This is a genomic window from Microcoleus sp. Pol11C2 (assembly GCF_036701505.1).
Classification (GTDB): domain Bacteria; phylum Cyanobacteriota; class Cyanobacteriia; order Cyanobacteriales; family Microcoleaceae; genus Microcoleus.
Genome location: NZ_JAUBQX010000011.1, coordinates 106,559 through 125,028, shown reverse-complemented (window position 1 = coordinate 125,028; position 18,470 = coordinate 106,559). Strand labels below are relative to the sequence as shown.

General features: G+C 43.6%; 15 protein-coding genes and 1 pseudogene. 12 read left to right on the top strand and 4 right to left on the bottom strand.

What is annotated here, in order from left to right; translation table 11 throughout:
• The first annotated feature begins 82 nt into the window (after positions 1 to 82).
• From QUA42_RS09715 to QUA42_RS09695, 5 genes are all read left to right on the top strand, one after another.
• The gene (locus QUA42_RS09715; RefSeq protein ID WP_333137102.1) at positions 83 to 835 is read left to right on the top strand and encodes a DnaB helicase C-terminal domain-containing protein; all 753 of its coding nucleotides are present in this window, start codon (positions 83 to 85) and stop codon (positions 833 to 835) included.
• A 185-nt stretch (positions 836 to 1,020) separates the two neighbouring features.
• Complete coding sequence (locus QUA42_RS09710) at positions 1,021 to 2,106, top strand: hypothetical protein (RefSeq protein ID WP_333137101.1); 1,086 nt, start codon at positions 1,021 to 1,023, stop codon at positions 2,104 to 2,106.
• A gap of 742 nt (positions 2,107 to 2,848) precedes the next feature.
• Entirely contained in the window at positions 2,849 to 4,078 is a 1,230-nt protein-coding gene (locus QUA42_RS09705; RefSeq protein WP_333137100.1) for a DNA cytosine methyltransferase, read from the top strand.
• A 327-nt stretch (positions 4,079 to 4,405) separates the two neighbouring features.
• Positions 4,406 to 6,604 carry an ATP-binding protein gene (locus tag QUA42_RS09700; RefSeq protein ID WP_333137099.1) on the top strand — a complete coding sequence of 733 codons (2,199 nt, stop codon included), beginning with the start codon at positions 4,406 to 4,408 and terminating at the stop codon, positions 6,602 to 6,604.
• 1 nt (position 6,605) lies between these two features.
• Complete coding sequence (locus tag QUA42_RS09695) at positions 6,606 to 7,778, top strand: response regulator (protein ID WP_333137098.1); 1,173 nt, start codon at positions 6,606 to 6,608, stop codon at positions 7,776 to 7,778.
• Between the two features lie 383 nt (positions 7,779 to 8,161).
• Here the strand turns inward: QUA42_RS09695 and QUA42_RS09690 are convergent.
• A pseudogene (locus QUA42_RS09690) lies at positions 8,162 to 8,890 on the bottom strand (YifB family Mg chelatase-like AAA ATPase); the annotation flags it as partial.
• A 48-nt stretch (positions 8,891 to 8,938) separates the two neighbouring features.
• A complete protein-coding gene (locus tag QUA42_RS09685) occupies positions 8,939 to 9,148 on the bottom strand; it encodes a hypothetical protein (protein WP_333137097.1) in 210 nt (69 codons plus the stop codon).
• Between QUA42_RS09685 and QUA42_RS09680 the strand changes: the two genes are divergently transcribed.
• The 3 genes from QUA42_RS09680 to lnt all read left to right on the top strand — a co-directional run bounded on the left by QUA42_RS09680 (position 9,147) and on the right by lnt (position 13,009).
• Entirely contained in the window at positions 9,147 to 9,494 is a 348-nt protein-coding gene (locus QUA42_RS09680) for a histidine triad nucleotide-binding protein (RefSeq protein ID WP_172188364.1), read from the top strand. The two genes, QUA42_RS09685 and QUA42_RS09680, sit on opposite strands and share 2 nt — an antisense overlap.
• Positions 9,495 to 10,042: 548 nt before the next feature.
• A complete protein-coding gene (gene psbA / locus QUA42_RS09675) occupies positions 10,043 to 11,125 on the top strand; it encodes a photosystem II q(b) protein (protein WP_333063797.1) in 1,083 nt (360 codons plus the stop codon).
• A 189-nt stretch (positions 11,126 to 11,314) separates the two neighbouring features.
• A complete protein-coding gene (lnt, locus tag QUA42_RS09670; protein ID WP_445301301.1) occupies positions 11,315 to 13,009 on the top strand; it encodes an apolipoprotein N-acyltransferase in 1,695 nt (564 codons plus the stop codon).
• Positions 13,010 to 13,082: 73 nt separating this feature from the next.
• Here lnt and QUA42_RS09665 read toward each other — a convergent pair whose 3' ends face one another.
• Positions 13,083 to 13,988, bottom strand: coding sequence for a bestrophin family ion channel (locus QUA42_RS09665; RefSeq protein WP_333137096.1), 906 nt, complete (start codon positions 13,986 to 13,988; stop codon positions 13,083 to 13,085).
• A 362-nt stretch (positions 13,989 to 14,350) separates the two neighbouring features.
• Here QUA42_RS09665 and recJ point away from each other — a divergent pair, with 362 nt between their 5' ends.
• Complete coding sequence (gene recJ, locus QUA42_RS09660) at positions 14,351 to 16,432, top strand: single-stranded-DNA-specific exonuclease RecJ (RefSeq protein ID WP_333137095.1); 2,082 nt, start codon at positions 14,351 to 14,353, stop codon at positions 16,430 to 16,432.
• Positions 16,433 to 16,553: 121 nt separating this feature from the next.
• Here recJ and psb30 read toward each other — a convergent pair whose 3' ends face one another.
• Positions 16,554 to 16,694 (bottom strand): photosystem II reaction center protein Ycf12/Psb30, encoded by a 141-nt coding sequence (psb30, locus tag QUA42_RS09655; RefSeq protein ID WP_015175616.1) that lies wholly within the window; start codon positions 16,692 to 16,694, stop codon positions 16,554 to 16,556.
• A gap of 350 nt (positions 16,695 to 17,044) precedes the next feature.
• Between psb30 and QUA42_RS09650 the strand changes: the two genes are divergently transcribed.
• From QUA42_RS09650 to QUA42_RS09640, 3 genes are all read left to right on the top strand, one after another.
• Positions 17,045 to 17,419, top strand: coding sequence for a YkgJ family cysteine cluster protein (locus tag QUA42_RS09650; protein WP_333137094.1), 375 nt, complete (start codon positions 17,045 to 17,047; stop codon positions 17,417 to 17,419).
• A gap of 198 nt (positions 17,420 to 17,617) precedes the next feature.
• A complete protein-coding gene (locus QUA42_RS09645; protein WP_333137093.1) occupies positions 17,618 to 17,941 on the top strand; it encodes a hypothetical protein in 324 nt (107 codons plus the stop codon).
• Positions 17,942 to 18,171: 230 nt separating this feature from the next.
• A complete protein-coding gene (locus QUA42_RS09640) occupies positions 18,172 to 18,459 on the top strand; it encodes a YggT family protein (protein WP_333042371.1) in 288 nt (95 codons plus the stop codon).
• Positions 18,460 to 18,470 lie beyond the last annotated feature (11 nt).

Below are 18,470 nucleotides of genomic sequence, written 5' to 3'. Positions count from 1 at the left end.
TATTCATTTTTTTTGTCATAATCAAGTATTGCATATAATTGTACCGTACTCATGATAATGATTTAGGATTGCTATAGATGGATTGATAGGTGGTTTAAACAAACAAGATTTGATAGTTATAGCCGCTAGAGCATCAATGGGAAAGACTTGGCTGGCTTGCTATTTAGCCAATTGGATAGCTATGCAATACTCATTACCAGTAGTTTTTTTCAGTGCTGAGATGAGTGAAGAGCAACTAAGCAAGCGATTTCTAGCTATGCACTCCAAAATTAATTCTCAGCGCTTAATTCGCAATCAAGTTTACAAAGATGAGTGGAAACCTCTTACTAAGGCACTAGGAACGGTTAGTGATTTACCAATTATTATCGATGACACTCCTGCTAGCAGTCAAAACCCAGCTAAGATGCGCTCCATTCTTCGCCGCGTTTGCGCCGAACGAGGAAAACTGGGGCTGGTGGTTCTTGATTATATCCAGAAACTAGGAGATAGAGGGGCGGCTAATCGCGCTCAGGCTGTTGGAGCAATTACCGGACACTGCAAGGATATGGCTAAGGAATTCGATGTTCCTTTTGTAGCTTTAGCGCAGATCAATAGAGGCGTGGAAGGGCAATCTAATAAGCGCCCGTTTATGAGTGATATCAAAGATTCCGGCGATATCGAGCAGGATATGGATTTGGGCTTGCTTCTGTACCGGGATGAGTATTATCACTCAAACACAGAGGACAAAGGAGTGATGGAAATAAATGTAGGGAAGAACCGCAACGGCCCTACAGGTACTTGCAAGGCTTTGTTTAGCCCGGAAACGGGCCAATTCGGTGACACTAAAGCGAGGTAAGCCTTGTTAGTAAAAATTTTCATTATTTTGAAAGGCTTTTTGATCTCGTTTTAGGTTTTTGTGGTATTAGTTGAATAAACAAAACTAGCTCCACCCATAAACGGTGCAGGTACAAGCGGCAAACTTTGATACCCTGCCCGTTTAGCTTGGAGCTTCCTACCCCCCGTTAAGGAGGTGAAATTTTTGTGTCTAATTTTGACACTGAACTGATGATAAATGCTGGTGCTTTACAAAGTCAAGCTAGCTTCTTGAGTGAGTTTGAGCCATCGCAGAACAAAGAATCCGCGAAAAATGGGTCTACTGTTTTGAGACTAGACAATGAAAAGCTGCTGATTTTGCTGGTTGTTGACCAATTTGATGGAATTGGTGCAAAGGAACTCGGCGAAAAAATAAATCTCTCTAGGTACGCCGCGTTAGCTCATTCAAAACAGTTAATGGAAATGAATCTCCTTACAGCGGATTTAATTCCATCCTCAAAGACAGGAATTAAATCTGCTTACTCGTTTCATCTCGCTCCTGGCGCACCCAGGGAAGCACTTTATACTGCTGCTAAGCAAAAAAAGCTGAAATTACCGAAGTTTTTGGAAAATAAAATTGAGGAGCAATATCCATCAGCTAAGAATCCTATTCAGTCTCCAGATTTAAAGACTAACTTGCCTGAGTTAACTTTGCCTGAAAACCAAATGACCGAACTTTGCTCTCTTAAGGTTCGCTTGCTGACTTTACCTGTGAAGGTACGCAAAATTCTTATGCTGGTTGAATCTGATGGAATTACGACATCAGCAATAGCTCAAGGAATTAGCTGCGAAAAAACGACTGCTCATAAATACCTTAAGCAATTGTTCGATTTAGGTTGGCTTACCCGCACATCAAAAAAAAATGTTACTCGCGGATACGAACATCTCTATTTTCTTGCTTCTGGTTTAACAAAAGAGTCGATTCAGGCAGCGTTAGACCTGCCAGAATCAAAGGTGTTGACTGAGCAAGCCCCACAGGAAGCAGAGTTTGAAGTTAGCCCTGCGTCCACCCCTCAAGAAACCTCACCTCAAAGCAACATCCCAAACCTTATGCAAACAGAATCCACTGATCATCAAGGTAATCCTACTCAATCCGCTGAAGATGTCCCAGCAGTGATGCAAGCAATACGCGAGCTTGTAGTTCTGTACCGCAAAGTTACTGAGCTCGAACACAATCTGCGTGCTATGGGAGGTGAAAAAGCTGAGGAATTGATAAACACGCTTCGAGGTGAAAAATTTGAGGCTGATAGGTAAGCGTATTTACCTATCAGCCGTCATGGGTCGCGCAGGTTTGCCAGTCGGGAGTCCTAAACCACTGCTGAGGGGTTCAATTCCCCTGCGATCCACACAACACACTTATTTTAGCCGTGTACTGACGGGGTGACAACCAACTTGAAAGCGTAGCCCGACTATGGTTTAAGCCAATTAAGGTCAAAAAAGATGAGGACGGCGATGCCTATGGCTGGCGAAGCCTGAGCTACTTTTTCTGGTTTGGACAAGGGAGTTGGAAACTTTCGGGCGATCGCAATCATCTTTATAGTCAATAGACTTGTGATAATCGGTGCGAGCTTTTGTAGGTTAAGGAAGCTCAAAGCTTTATCTATCACCGGTTTCAGATATTAATTTTGTAGAGATGGCAAATTGGCAGAAAATAATTATATAGTTATGCTTACTGTTTTCTAGATATCAAGATATCTAGAAAAGATATTTTTCTAACAGCTCCAGACAGTTTTTGGAACGATACTACAAACTTACGCGGGGCAAGGAGCATAAAAAAGTCGAATTAAATGTAGGTCAGGGGTGGAGCTGACATTGATTTAATTATCCACAGTGGCTCAAAGTCTTAGAGCCTAAGCCATTGGGCTAGATAAAAACTGTCCGAACTATTGTTATAAGAGACATTAATATTATATCTGAAATATGTTTTAATGTTTATTATTGTTGTTGATGGGCTACAATAAACATAGAATATTAAAAACACCGCAGTTTTTTGATAATGCTAAAATTTCAGTCAAAAATAAAAAATAGAAAATCGCCTACTGTACTCGATGTTTTTTGCGGGGCAGGTGGGATGAGTTTAGGCTTTCAAAATGCTGGCTGCGAAATCTTAGGGGGAATTGATAAAAATCCTCATGCTATAAAAACTCATCATAGAAATTTTCCTAACTGTAAACTGATGCGTGATGCTCAGTCTATCGAATCTATTACTGATTTTAGTAAACTAAAACTTGAGCCGGGAGAAATTGATATTTTAATTGGGGGGCCACCCTGTCAAGTATTTTCGGCAGTAGGCATTGGTAAAATGAAGTCTTTAGGCAAACACATTGAAAGTGATGCTAGAAACTTTTTATATGAAGAATTCATTAAGTTTGTTCGCTATTACAAACCTTTATTTTTTGTAGTTGAAAATGTTAATTATCTCCTCAATCACTGGGTATTTCCTACTTTAAAAAAAGATTTAGAACATGGATTAACTGGAAAAAGTTATGATTACCCAGGCTATGATCTTAGCTACCAAATTTTAACCGCTTCTGATTATGGTGTTCCTCAAATACGAAAACGCTTATTTATTGTTGGTAGGCGTAAAGATGCCAATCTAGCTTTCGAGTTTCCAGAGCGGAATACAGATCCTCCTGTCTCTGTAGGGGAAGCAATTGAAGATTTACCCGCATTAAAGCCTCTATGTTTACCTTTGAAGAAAAAAAGCACTGCACCAAAGCAAGTTGACTCTCCTAAAGCTTACAATTTTTCTCCTAAATCCGAGTATCAAAAGCGAATGAGAATTCAATCTGATGATATGGTAATGAATCATATTTGTCGCTCGCATAATGATAAAGACTTGCATATATTTAGCATCATGCCTCAAGGAGGTAAGTATAAAAATATACCTGATGAGTTAAAACGCTACAGCGATCAGACTTTTGAGGATAAGTATAAACGCTTAGACTGGGACAAACCCTCATGGACACTAACGGCACATATGCAGAAAGATTGTTTAGCCTATATCCATCCAACACAAACCAGAAGTATCTCTGTAAGAGAGGCTGCTAGACTTCAGAGTTTCCCCGATCACTTCGTTTTTGATGCGCCGATGACGAGAATGTTTGAGTTAGTGGGAAACTCTGTTCCACCTCTTTTAGCAGAAGCTATCGCTAACGTTATTGTTAAACAAGTGCAAACTTACTATGAAACACACCCAAACCCTATTCAAATGACGTTATTTTAGTGGGATCTAGCTTTAGTCAGGCATTTAGATAGCTGGTAAGCATGGTTGGTAAGCAAGCTAATCAAAAATAGGATATTACTGAACCCGATAAGTCGGAAATTCTGGACTCATTGTAAGCTTTTGGATAGAATGTCCAGACGGAGATCGCTGAGCTTATTGAAAATGAAATCAATAAAGTCTCAAATTGATATGGATCTTTTTAGGTCAATCAGACTTGGGAATAGCGATCAGTCCCTACGAAGTGAAATTATTGTACATTCTTAAGTTATGATTTGGATGCAGCTAACCAGATAACAGAGTCTACTGCTGATTAGAGTTAAGAAATTCATGCCCCAATCAATATCTCAGTCCAATACCCCACCTCTTCGTCTTCGTCCAAGAGCACGCATCTTGCGTACTTTGGGTGATGAATTAATCAGTAGCGAGACTGTTGCTGTTATTGAGCTGGTCAAGAACGCTTATGATGCTGATGCCAAAAGGGTATTAGTACGTTTTCACGAACCGCTCAAGATTGGCGAGGGCAGGATTGAGATTATTGATAGTGGCAATGGTATGTCATTAGAGACAATTCAGAATACTTGGATGGAACCTGCTACGCTAGCTAAAAAGCGTCAAAAGCGAAGCGCGAGGCTGGGACGCCGTGTATTGGGAGAAAAAGGAATTGGTCGTTTTGCCTCCTCTCGGCTGGGAAATTTTCTTGAGGTCGTGTCACGCGGCATAGAAACAGATCGTGAAGTTCGAGTAATCTTTGACTGGAGTCAGTTTGATAATGAGCAGAAGTACCTTGATGAAATAGAGGTTTTGTGGGAGGAGACTGCTCCGCAAGAAATATGTCCTAGAGGGACAATACAGGAATTATGGAATGACGAACGGCAGCCAGGTTCCGAGGAGCTAAATCACGGCACAATCTTGCGTATGGAAGGCTTACGGGCAGCTTGGGATAGGAAGCAGTTGCAAGACCTGCGTCAAGGTTTGTCTCGCTTAGTTTCACCTTTTTTTGATAGTGATGAATTTCAAATTCGTTTGGATTTACCTGAAGTGTTTGACTCACTATCTGGTATTATCAAACCGCCCGAATCACTGAGCCATCCGCACTACAGCATCAATGGAAAAGTTAATAATAAAGGCGCTTATAGTCTGAACCTCAAGCTAAAAGGACAAGATGATATAACTACAATAGAAAACACATTTACTTTTCCTAATAACCGTCAGCCGCAATGTGGACCATTTTCCATTGAATTACGAGTTTGGGATCGTGATGACTTACCTATTGAACATGGCTCAACGCTCAAAGATGTACGTCGCGATCTAAATGACGCTGCTGGTATCAACATTTATCGAGATGAGTTTAGAGTTCTTCCGTATGGCGAACCCCGAAATGATTGGCTAAGACTAGATATCCGTCGAGTTAACAATCCTACTCTGCGTATATCCAACAACCAAGTTGTGGGTTATATCCTCATCTCCGCTGATGATAATCCCCAGTTAAGAGATCAGAGTAATCGGGAAGGATTAATTGAAAGTCAAGCATTTGAGGATCTGCGTCAGTTGATTACGATGGTACTGAGTGAACTGGAAACTCGACGGTACAAAGTTCGTCATTCAAATCAAGCTGAAAATGATAATTCTGATAGTGAGGAGAGCGAGAAGCCAGCTAATCAACCTCTAGGTGCTTTTTCTAACCTGAACTTAAAGCGTGTTCGTAAGTTGATAGAACAGCGATATCCTGATGACGCTCAGTTGCTAGCTCAGGTAGAAGAGCAAGAAAAAGAGTTTGATAGACAGATTGAAGCAGTTCAGGAAACTTTATCCCGATATCGACGGCTTTCTGTACTAGGACAGTTGATTGATTCTGTACTTCACAATAGTCGCGCACCACTAGCAAAAGTTCGGAATGAAGCTGATTTAGGGTTACGAGATATTAAGCGTTTCAACAATACTTCTATTAATAGTGGAACAACAATTGAAAGAATTAAAAAACGTATTGAAACTATTTTATTACAAGTAGAAAATTTGGCAGAACTTTTTAGAAGAATTGAGCCTTTTGGAGGTCGAAAAAGAGGACGACCTACTAAGGTCCAACTGGAAACAATAATTGCGGATGCCTTTTCTGTTCTGGGCGAGGAAATTACCAGGGCTGGAGTCAAAGTTAGCTTACCTAAAACTAACACCGAGGTAACAGTAGAACCAACTGAAATTCAAGAAATAATTATTAATCTGCTACAGAATAGCATATATTGGTTAGAGAAAGTTCCAAAAGAGGAACGACAAATCATTGTACAAATACAGCGTCTAGAATCCAACTGTGTGGAAATTTGTTTTTCTGATAGTGGACCTGGAGTTAAGCCTGAAATTAGAGAACACATTTTTGATCCTTATTTTTCTAGTAAACCTGATGGCATTGGATTAGGGTTGGCAATTGTTATTGAAATTATCAGGGAGTATTACAATGGGGATTTGGAATTACGAAGTAATGGACCTTTGTCGGGTGCTACTTTCCTTGTAAAATTACGCAAACGGGTGTGATATGGCTAACGAAACAAGCTGGCGACTGTTGTTTGTAGATGATGATAAAGAAATTTGTGCACAAGTAAAGGAGTTTTTTGAGTATGAGGAATTTATTACTGATGGCGAGGCCTCTGTACAGGTTACAACTCTCACTTCTTTTAAAGAAGCGCTTAACATCCTAGAAAATGGTCGCTTCGATCTGATCATTCTAGATGTCAGGCTGGAATCAAATGAGCTGCAGGCAGAAGAAGCTGGAATTTCTACTCTAGAAGCTATCAAACGAAAACGCTTTATCCCGATTGTATTTTATACAGGGGTAGCACATTTAGTACGTTCCTTTGAAACTCCTCTAATTAAAGTGGTAGAGAAAACAGAGGGGTTACAACGTCTACAAGATGTAGTGAAGGAAATCTTTACAACTCGACTCCCTGCTGTCAACCGAGCATTAATCAGACATTTAGAGACAGTTCAGCGAGACTATATGTGGGAGTTTGTAGCAACACATTGGGAGGAGCTTAGTGACACAAATGATGATCATGCTGGGTTGGCTTACCTCCTAGCACGCAGACTTGGGGTTTCTTTGTCCGGTTCTGGAATTTATCAACTTGCTGAAGACTTGGGCGGGTCTATTAATACTGTCATCAAGGAGGGTTGCGTACACCCAATGCAGTATTATGTAATGCCACCGCTCCACTTGGCACATCCCTTAGCAGGAGACATTTACAAAGAAAATATTGAAGAACAGGCCAAATACTGGATAATACTCACTCCATCCTGTGACTTTGCTCAAAAGAAAGTTCAGGAAGTGTTGTTTGCCCGATGCGAATTACTGAGTGATCAAAAAGAGTATAAAGCATGGCAATCCAATCTGCCAAGCTCTAAATCTAATGAAGAAAAACTAAAAGCAATTTTAAAAAATAATCGACAGCAATCTCAACCTGAACGTTTCTATTTTCTACCTGGTACTTTGGCTTTGCCAGATTTGTTGGTAGACTTTCAACAACTGAAAACTCTACAGTGTGAGGAACTCGAAAAGCAGATTCAACAAAAAATCTGGGAGCGAGTTGCCTCACTCGACAGTCCATTTACCGAAGCACTATTGGCCCGTTTTACCCGCTATCTAGGACGCCTAGGAACACCCGATTTAGACCTTGATATGGTTATGAATAAACTCCGCAATAGGGCTAATTAATATTAGATAATAGTTAGAAGTCTAATAATTTTATTATTCAATATTTTACTAGCGGCGGTTTTTCTGGTAAGACAGTTTGGGGGCAACAAATTAGAGCGATCGCAACAAATTTGAGTAACGCCCTATTGAGAATTCAGCCAGCCCCCCAGCAAATACCCAAAACGATGTTTAAGGCAGTACGGCTAACGCAGCAAGATTAGAGGGTCACATTTGCCATAGACAGAAAGAACCTGCTATAAATATAGCCCCTAACAGTTTCAGGAGTGCTGTTACCCTTTTGATCTGTTTTAGCTAAGAGACTAAAATATTGATTTTACGTTGTAAGCATACAAACAAAGTAAAATTCTTTCATAGCAAAGCTTTGTTGTTGTTAGCTATAGATAAAAAGTCAGCGGCGGCAAAATACCCGGCAAACGCCTCGCCAACATAGTCTTACCGCTCCCTGGCGGCCCTACAAAAATTAAATTGTGTCCCCCCGCCGCCGCAATTTCCAAAGCCCGCCGCGCGTGAGTTTGCCCCTTTACATCCTTTAAATCTAAACCCGGAAACCGGGTTTTTGCTAACTCTTCTCGACCTTTTACTTCTACAGGCGAATAAGCTTCAGGATTGTTCAAAAAATCAGTAACTGCAAAAATATTCTCAAAACCATAAACAGATATTCCGTGCACCAAAGCCGCTTCTTGCGCGTTACCAGCCGGTACAACCAACCCTGAAATACCCATTTTTTGAGCAGCAGCGGCGATCGGCAAAACCCCAGCCACAGACCGCAAACTCCCATCTAAAGAAAGTTCCCCTAAAAACAAATAATCTCCCAAAAGTTGACCGCTGACTTGTTCCGATGCTGCTAAAATGCCAATGGCGATCGGCAAATCAAAACTCGGCCCCTCCTTCCGCAAATCCGCCGGAGTCAAATTAATCACAATACTCCGCATCGGAAAACCATATCCCGAATTTTTTAGCGTAGCCTTAACTCTTTCTTTAGCTTCTTGCACCGCAGAATCTGGCAACCCCACAACCACAATTTTCGGTAGCCCGCCTGACACATCAGCCTCAACACCAACCTTTACCGCGTCAATTCCAACGATCGATGCACTCCAAACCCTAGCAAGCATTTTTCTTAATCCTTAATTTGCCTGTCCTTGATTCATCATCTATTATGATTAACAATGACTAATGAATATCGGGAGAGGCAAGAAAAACTTTTCCTTGCCTCTTCTTTTTCTCCTCTTCCTTCTCTCCTGCTGGGTCTTCCCTCGACCCTCTTCCCCTTCCCCCTTCCCACTTCCGACCTCTTCCTTCTTCCCCCTTCCCACTTCCGCCCTCTTCCTTCTTCCCTCTTCCTTCTTCCTTCTTCCTTCGTTAACACCCATGACAACTCAAGAAACGCTTTTCAGCAAAATCATCCGCAAAGAGATTCCGGCAGACATCGTTTATGAAGACGACTTGGCCCTCGCGTTTAGAGATATCCATCCGCAAGCACCCGTCCACATCCTTGTCATTCCCAAACAGCCTATTGCCAAATTAGCCGATGCCGAGTCCGAAGATCATGCTCTCATGGGACACCTGCTGCTGACTGTCAAACGAGTAGCAGAACAACTCGGACTTAGCAACGGCTATCGCGTCGTCATTAATAGTGGCAGCGACGGCGGCCAAACTGTAGACCACCTGCACCTTCACATTCTCGGCGGACGGCAGATGAAGTGGCCCCCAGGCTAAAGCCTAATTTTTACGCCGAACTTGCGGACTCATCCTCAGAAACCCGGTTGATTTCTATTGCCAAGCGCCTCAGAAACCGGGTTTCTTTTTTCGTCAATAACCCGGTTGATTCGAGATTATTGAGAATGCAGCCCGATCGCACTAGAAACCCGGTTTTCAGTATTCTCCCGATAAAAATTTCCCCTCTCAGAATCTACCGATGATATGTAAATAAATATTACGAATCATCTCTGCACGACCTAATTAACAGATATTTAAATTAAAAGAGAATCGACCTGAACCAAAATAATTTGCTAGAACTGCTGAAACAACCTACAGACAATAGATTCAGTTCTTCTGGCCGCTGTATTTAACCCGTTTAATGTGTAATTTTTCTTTGTAAAAAAATACAAATATTTACTAATAATCAAGCTTTTGTAAAAGTTTGTAAAATGTTTAAATTGTCAGCAGTAATCCCTTGGCAAACTTTAGTGAATAGTGTTACTAATATAAGCGTGGGGCATTCCCACAACGAACCTTGAAAATTCAATTAAGCCATCATAAACCAAATGACAACAACCGTACAGCGTCGCGAAAGCGGCAACGTTTGGGAACGGTTCTGCGAGTGGGTAACTAGCACTGACAACCGGATTTACATCGGTTGGTTCGGCGTCTTGATGATTCCCACCTTGCTGAGTGCCACCATTTGCTACATCATCGCCTTCATCGCTGCTCCTCCAGTAGACATCGACGGCATCCGCGAACCAGTAGCAGGTTCCTTGATGTACGGCAACAACATCATCACAGGTGCTGTTGTTCCTTCATCGAATGCCATTGGCTTGCACTTCTATCCCATCTGGGAAGCAGCTTCCCTCGATGAATGGTTGTACAACGGCGGCCCTTACCAATTGGTAGTATTTCACTTCCTCATTGGCGTTTTCTGCTACATGGGTCGTGAATGGGAACTGTCCTACCGCTTAGGTATGCGTCCTTGGATCTGCGTCGCTTACTCTGCACCAGTTGCAGCAGCCACCGCAGTATTCTTGATTTACCCGATCGGACAAGGCAGCTTTTCTGACGGTATGCCCTTGGGTATCTCCGGCACATTCAACTTCATGATCGTGTTCCAAGCCGAGCACAACATCCTGATGCACCCCTTCCATATGTTGGGAGTTGCTGGTGTCTTCGGCGGTGCTCTGTTCTCCGCCATGCACGGTTCCTTGGTAACATCTTCTTTGGTTCGGGAAACAACCGAAACTGAATCTTTGAACTACGGTTACAAATTCGGTCAAGAAGAAGAAACCTACAACATCGTCGCAGCCCACGGCTACTTCGGTCGGTTAATCTTCCAATACGCGAGCTTTAACAACAGCCGTTCTTTGCACTTCTTGTTAGGTGCATGGCCAGTTGTCGGTATCTGGTTTACCTCTTTGGGTATTTCCACGATGGCGTTTAACTTGAACGGTTTCAACTTCAACCAATCGGTTATCGACTCGCAAGGTCGCGTGATCAATACTTGGGCTGATGTCATCAACCGCGCTAACTTGGGTATGGAAGTAATGCACGAGCGCAATGCTCACAACTTCCCTCTCGACTTGGCTGCTGGTGAAGTCACCCCAGTAGCAATGGTTGCTCCTTCGATCAACGGCTAAATTTAGCTTTTGATTTAACAAAAAGCGCTCCTAGAAATAGGGGCGCTTTTTGTTTTGGCAAGTAGAATTGGAGAGATTTTTTTCTGTTAAATCCGTTAAATCCGTTAAATCCCATACACTGCGCCTTGCCGAACTTCCCGATCTATCTGATATATTGATTAAGAATTATTATTTGTGGCAATCATCAAAGTGGCGATATTTAACAGGCACAAATTTGAAAAACTCGTGGTTCATAAATCCAAAACATTAGCCTGGGCGATCGCATTTTTGAGCGGCATTTTGATGGCATTGACAACCGCACCAGTAAATGCTTGGCTATTGGCTTGGGTAGCATTAGCTCCCCTGTGGATTTTGGTTGTTAGTTATGAAAGGCCTGTTCAAGAAGTAAAACAACCAAAATTTTTCCTTCTTCCTGCTTCATTCTTCCTTCTTCCTTCACTCTGGGGAATTGGCTATCACGGATTAGCTTTATCTTGGATTATGGGAATTCACCCGATGACTTGGTTGGGAGTTCCTTGGTGGCCGAGTTTGGCGATCGCACTTTTTTGCTGGGCATTCATTGCCCTCTGGGGAGCCGCCTTAGTCGCCGTTTGGGCGTGGCTATTTGTAATTTTCAACTCCCTCACTTTACAAGGTAAAAATCCTATTGTTATTCTTAACTCCTCCCCTTTACAAGGGGGGGCTGGGGGGGGTAAAGCTCAATTTTTAGCATTAACTCGCGTTTTAATTGGCACAGCTTTGTGGTGCGCCTTAGAAAGTATTTGGAGTACAGGTTCCCTGTGGTGGACATCCCTATCATATACGCAAAGCCCGCACAATTTAGCAATATTGCACCTCGGTCAACTCTCCGGACCTAGCGCAGTAACAGCCGCTATTGTAGCAGTAAATGGCTTAATCGCCGAAGCTTTTATTGAAGGAAGAAAGAAGAAGGAAGAAGGAAGAAGGAAGAATTGGATTGCTTATATTGTGCCTGCGAGTTTGTGTTTAGTTTTGCATATTGCAGGATGGAGCTTATACAACCGCCCTTTGAATCCAGAAGCTGCAACCGCTTTAAAAATTGGCATTATTCAAGGCAATATTCCTAACGAGATTAAGTTTGAATCAGGGGGCTGGCGCCGCGCTTTGGAAGGTTACACCACTGGATACAAACAGTTAGCAGACAAGAAAGTCGATGCTGTGTTAATTCCAGAAACGGCTTTGCCTTTTATCTGGACAAACGAGTATCAACGTTCTATTCTTTCCTTTTACCAAGCTATTCTCGAACGTGGCGTTGTGGCTTGGGTGGGAGGCTTCGCCCAGCAAGACAATAGTATCACTAACAGCTTATTGGCGATCGCTCGCACTGGAGAAATTGTCGGCCGCTACGATAAACTAAAGCTCGTACCTTTAGGGGAATATATCCCTTTTTACAACATCTTAGGCGGGATTATTAATCGGCTTTCTCCCTTAGATGCTCATTTAGTACCCGGCAATTCTAAACAATTGTTTGATACGCCATTTGGCCGCGCCATTGTCGGAATTTGTTACGATTCGGCGTTTGCGGAAATTTTCCGATATCAGGCGGCGAATGGAGGCGAATTTATGATCACCGCTTCCAACAATGCCCATTACAAACCGCCCATGTTGGATCAACATCATGCTCTCGATGTAATGCGAGCAATTGAAACTGATAGATGGGCAGCTATCGCAACTAATACGGGTTACTCTGCTTTTGTAAATCCTCGCGGCGAGACGGTTTGGAAGTCGAGAATTAATACCTATGAAGTCCGAGATGCTACTATTTATCGCCGACAAACTCAAACTTTGTACGTGCGGTGGGGAGATTGGCTGACACCTGTATTGTTAGTATTGGCTGGGTTAATGCGGTTTATTGTTAAAGATTAACCCCAAGCTTTTAGATTTTAGATTTTATCTACCCATCTAAAATCTAAAATCTAAAATCTAAAATCGAATGACTTTACTTATCTTTCACCTGTTCGTGAACGCTAGGAGATAAAGAAATTAAATCGTCGATATTGCGCTGCATGGCAGCACAAATATTGTCCAAAGGCAAATCATTAGCATCGTGTCCGAAGGGATTTTCTATTTCAATGCCGATTTCTTCGATGCCGAACAAAGTAAAACTAATTAAAGCCACAATAGGGCCGGTTCCCCAAGTCAAATCGTTTACCATTTGAAAGGGCAGTGCCAAACAGTAAAGCAACAATAGTTGTTTCAAGTGAATCGCGTAAGCCAAAGGGATAGGCGTCTTCAAAATCCGCTCGCAGCCGCCTAATACATCAATCATAGAGTTGAGCAATTGATTCATACCTGTTAACTGATAGACATCGAGGCAATTGCGCTCATACTGCTCGTGCATATAATCCTCAATCCAAAAGGCAATTTCTAGGGGCGGATTGTTCATCGATTTGAGCTTGTGGTACTGCGCTGGGGACATTAACGGCTCCAACTCTGGATTGACTGATTGTTGCCGCAAGTGCAGTTTCATCGCCACTGCAAAGGCAGGTAACAGGCGCAGGGCTGACTTTTTTAAGTCTATATCCTGCGGGTCTTTTTCCTCAATTGCTACCCAGATTTGGCGCGCCAAATTGCGGACGTTGTTGACTAAAGTTCCCCACATTTTTCGACCTTCCCAAAATCGTTCGTAGGCTGTATTTGTCCGAAAAACTAACAGTAAACCCAGGACAATACTCGGTACAATACTCGACAAAATGGGCATGGACACCGGCAACTTTAAAAAGTGCAGCAGGGAAATAAAAACTCCAAAGCCGCCGCACAGCAAAACGCGGGGCAAAATTGAGGGAATGACAGACCCCCGAACCTGTAATGCAATTTTAAACCAACGTGGTCGATCGCCACTCATGCAAGTCTCCTCATTAAATTAAATTAGCCCCGCCCTAGCACGGGCGGCAAATGCCTGGTAAACTTAGTTCTTCTGCTCCCGCCAGTCGATTTGAGATTCGAGATTTTAGATTGACTCCACAGATAAATCTGGGGCGTTGGAACTAGGGTCTAAAATTTTTTGGTCTCCACGACTGCTAGCAGGGCTTATATCCCTATTTGGGTGGGGTGAGAGCTTCCAAAAAAAGCTTTCCTACAAACAACCTTTGGATTTTACCCAAAAAACTCATCTTTAGGCTCAATTTAAAATCTAAAATCTACAATTGATTGACGCAGTGACTTAATTCGGTAAGATTAACTATGTATATTTAAACCTCAGCTTCCGTGCAAGAGATACCGACATCTGTGCCTCCGCATTTTCACCGATTGCCAAACCAACGGTGGCAAATTTATTCGCCTCAAACACAGCAAGCCGAACAGTTTGCCGCCGAAATCGGTTTGTCGCCCTTGCTGGCACAGGTACTGATTAACAGGGGCATCGATTCTCTCAATGAAGTGCAAGAGTTTATCGAACCGGAATCTCTGGTTTTGCCCGCGCCAACCGATGAGTTTCCAGATTTGGCTGCGAGTGTCAAATTGTTGCGGGAGGCGATTTCCGGAGGGCAAAAAATTGCGATTTGCGGCGACTACGATGCTGACGGGATGACGAGCACGGCTTTGTTGCTGCGAGCTCTCAGGGCTCTGGGCGCGAATGTCGATTATGCTATTCCCAGCCGGATGCGAGAAGGTTATGGGATTAACGATCGCATTGTAGAAGAATTTCACTCGGAAGGTGTCGCTCTCATTCTCACGGTTGACAACGGAATTACAGCTTACGGCCCGGTTGCTAGAGCGCGAGAACTCGGTGTCAAAGTTATTATTACAGACCACCACGATTTGCCGCCAAAACTGCCGCCGGCCGATGCTATTCTCAACCCGAAATTAATCGCGGAATCTTCACCTTATCGCGGTTTGGCTGGCGTAGGCGTTGCTTATGTTTTGGCGATTACTTTGGCGATTGATATGAAAAAAGTTGGGGGTTTGGTGAATCCCCTGCTGGAGTTATTTACTTTAGGAACTATTGCGGATTTAGCACCTTTGACGGGAGTTAATCGGCGCTGGGTGAAGCGAGGTTTGCGGCTGTTGCCTCACTCGCAATTGGCGGGTATTCAGGCTTTGATTCAGGTGGCTGGAGTGCAGCCGGGAAGTGCGGAAATTCCCTCAATTCTTAACTCGCAAAATAAAACTAATAATTCCTTAAAGCCTGAAGATATTGGTTTTAGGCTGGGGCCCCGGATTAATGCTGTGGGGCGGCTGGCTGACCCTCAAATTGTGATAGAGTTGCTGACTACGGACGATCGCGAATTGGCTCTTAAAAACGCGATGCAGTGCGAACAAATCAATCAGCGCAGGCAGGAGTTGTGCCAGGAAATTGAGCAGGAAGCCATTGCTTGGTGCGAGGAAAGTAATCTCGACTTGCAGCAAGAACGAGTTTTAGTTGTCGTGCAACCGGGTTGGCATCACGGGGTGATCGGGATTGTAGCTTCTCGGTTGGTGGAACGCTACGGCGTACCTGTGTTTATCGGTACTTTTGAGGATGAGGCTGTAGGGGCGGTGGCCCATAAAATTATCAGGGGTTCGGCGAGGGGAATTCCTGAGTTTAATGTATTTGACGGGCTGAATTTTTGCGCTGATTTATTAACTAAATTTGGCGGACACAAAGCGGCTGGCGGTTTTTCTATGCCGGCCCAGAATCTCGAACAATTTCGCAATCAACTGTCAATTTTTGCCAATCAATGCTTGCAGCCAGAACACCTAAAACCGCTGGTTTCAGTTGACGTGCGAGCAGATTTGGCTGAGATTAATCTCGACCTTTACCGACAAATTGATGCTCTGGAACCTTGCGGGATTGAAAATAAGGCTCCTGTCTTTTGGACGCCTAATGTTTGCATAACTGAACAGAAAATTGTTGGTAAAGGAGGTCACGTTAAACTAACTGCAACTCAAGATGGAAATGTATCGGCTAGTGTGAAGGCAATTGCTTGGCGTTGGGGCGAATATTTTCCTTTGCCTCGGCGGGTTGATATTGCTTACCGATTGCGGGAAAATAGTTTTAATGGCAAGACATCGGTTGAGTTAGAATTGTTTGGCGTTCGGCTACCGGCAAATGCTGCTACTTCCAGGCCACCGAGGTTCGGAAAAGTTGAGTTTGATTATTGCGATCGCACTTATTCTTGCAGTCTGTCTCCCGCCGGATCGATCGAGGAATTGAGAATTCGCAACTCTCAAGGGCAAGTTCTGGCTGTTGCACCCGGACAAAACATCGGTTTGTTAGGTAACTCCCGCAAAGATGCTAGAGAAGTCGATGTATCTCTACCTTTTTTTGAGAATTTGATTCAAACTGCTAAACACGCCCTGGGTATTTGATAACTCGGTATTTGATCGGAAAGCTCGTGCAGCAGGGAAAATTGGCGATCGAGCCTTGTGAATTTTGCATCATTTAAAACTCAAAACTCCCAACTCTCGATCGCCCCGGAGCGTGCTATAATTACAGGTCGCCGCCTTTAGCTGCCAAGAGAAAAATCACGATCGGGCCAGAAAGCACGACGGCTGCGAGTAAAGCTACCTGAACAATGAGTTGGTAGTCTACACCACCCAGACCACTGAAAAGATCGGTTATAAAGTCCATTTGTCCTCCTGACTGTAGTGATTAAGTCTAGATTGTTGAATTAGAAAATCCGCTTCTGATTTTACCGGGCGATCGACCATATTTTTTAAGGAACTTTACAAAATTCAACAAAATGTAAACTACGATCAACCTCTCAGTCACAGGAAACCAGGGACTTGATGCCCCTTCCCGGAAACTCCCCCCAATCTAAAATCTAAAATCTAAAATCGAACCGCCCCTTCGGAATCTCCGTCTCCGGCGCTGGCAATTGATATACTTTAAGAGCCCCAATCTCCTAAAGTTTGGCATTTACCCGATTATGCTCCGAATCTAAAATCTAAAATCTAAAATCTAAAATCTAAAATCAAACTATGGCTACTTGGCGTTGCGTAAAGCAGTGCGGTGCTTGTTGTTACCTCGACCCAACAGAGCGCCCAGACTTAGACGAGTATTTATCTGAAGACGAATTAGCGCTCTATTTGAGCTTAGTCGGAGAGGACGGTTGGTGTATCAATTTTGACAGAGCGACGCGAGAATGCGGAATTTACGCCGATCGACCGCGCTTTTGTCGGGTAGACTCAGAGGTGTTTCAGGAAATGTACGGCGTTGAGTCGGCCCAATTGAACGATTTCGCGATCGAGTGCTGCTTGGAGCACATTGAAGATCTTTATGGCGATCGATCTTTGGAAATGATCCGCTTTACCTCTGAAGTCGGAATTCTCGCCTTACCTGACGGTGTTTCGTAATTGCGGGATAATTTTGCTTTTTTTGGGGGATGGGCCCCTGATCCCGAAGGCGTGTATTTTCACAGCAGGCGGGACACCCCACAACCATCCTCCTCAAATGGCGCAACGCCTACCTCACCACTAACAATCTCCCAGTTTCTCACCGGTAGAGTGTCAAAATAAACAAATCAAGGAAATATCGCGCAGTTGAGTTGAGCTATGAGTAATCGAGAGGGTTTTACAGGGGGATTTATTGCCGGAGCCGCAGTTGGCGGCTTGGTGGGTGCAGTTTTGGGCGCGGTGCTGTCGCGGCGCGCTGCTGAAGCTTTGCTGAATGAACCTTCAGAGGCAAAAACCAGAAAAATCCGCCAGAGGAAAGCCAGCCAACTCGAAGCCGACAGCATGGAAGTAGCAAGGCTGAGTTTAGAAGATAAAATTGCCCAGCTTAATCAGGCAATAGATGACGTGCGGCTGCAACTCGGCGACGTAAACGGCAACGCGCCGGCGGCGGGCAGCGAGGGTTCGATCCCTCAAGACTCCTAACTCCATTTAAGATTTTAGATTAGTCGGGCAGATCAATGCGCGCTACTGACATCTTGCACCATTCTCGCTTAACAGGCCTTTCGGGCCTGTTAAGCCAAGAGTGAATTTTATTGGGGGCCGTTACTCTTCTAGCCCGCCCGTAAACAGCCTCATGCTACCCATCTCCCCCACCTATGCTAAAATTTAAGTTAAAGTGTCTGTAAACTTTACTCAAACTTCAACGAGAATATATGAGTTATTCCATAGGCCTTTTGGCAACCACGCTGTCCACCTTTCTGCAAATCTATGTAGCCCTAATGATTTTTCGGGTGCTATTAAGCTGGTTCCCGAATATCAATTGGTACGACCCCCCGTTTTCGATTTTGAGTCAGTTAACAGATCCTTACCTGAATCTATTCCGATCGATTATCCCCCCCTTGGGAGGGATTGACTTTTCGCCACTGATTGCTTTTTTTGTACTTCAGTTCGGCTCGGAATTCTTGATCAATCTTTTGACCAGCTTGCAAACATCCTTGTAGTTTGAAAAGCT

Bases quoted from the DNA above. Each gene is read 5' to 3' on its own strand.
- QUA42_RS09645 (WP_333137093.1), top strand. From the start codon at position 17,618: ATGAGTAATCGAGAGGGTTTTACAGGGGGATTTATTGCCGGAGCCGCA.
- QUA42_RS09665 (WP_333137096.1), bottom strand. From the start codon at position 13,988: ATGAGTGGCGATCGACCACGTTGGTTTAAAATTGCATTACAGGTTCGG.
- QUA42_RS09705 (WP_333137100.1), top strand. From the start codon at position 2,849: ATGCTAAAATTTCAGTCAAAAATAAAAAATAGAAAATCGCCTACTGTA.
- QUA42_RS09685 (WP_333137097.1), bottom strand. From the start codon at position 9,148: ATGGGTGTTAACGAAGGAAGAAGGAAGAAGGAAGAGGGAAGAAGGAAG.
- psbA (WP_333063797.1), top strand. From the start codon at position 10,043: ATGACAACAACCGTACAGCGTCGCGAAAGCGGCAACGTTTGGGAACGG.
- QUA42_RS09695 (WP_333137098.1), top strand. From the start codon at position 6,606: ATGGCTAACGAAACAAGCTGGCGACTGTTGTTTGTAGATGATGATAAA.
- QUA42_RS09650 (WP_333137094.1), top strand. From the start codon at position 17,045: ATGGCTACTTGGCGTTGCGTAAAGCAGTGCGGTGCTTGTTGTTACCTC.
- QUA42_RS09700 (WP_333137099.1), top strand. From the start codon at position 4,406: ATGCCCCAATCAATATCTCAGTCCAATACCCCACCTCTTCGTCTTCGT.
- psb30 (WP_015175616.1), bottom strand. From the start codon at position 16,694: ATGGACTTTATAACCGATCTTTTCAGTGGTCTGGGTGGTGTAGACTAC.
- QUA42_RS09640 (WP_333042371.1), top strand. From the start codon at position 18,172: ATGAGTTATTCCATAGGCCTTTTGGCAACCACGCTGTCCACCTTTCTG.
- QUA42_RS09680 (WP_172188364.1), top strand. From the start codon at position 9,147: ATGACAACTCAAGAAACGCTTTTCAGCAAAATCATCCGCAAAGAGATT.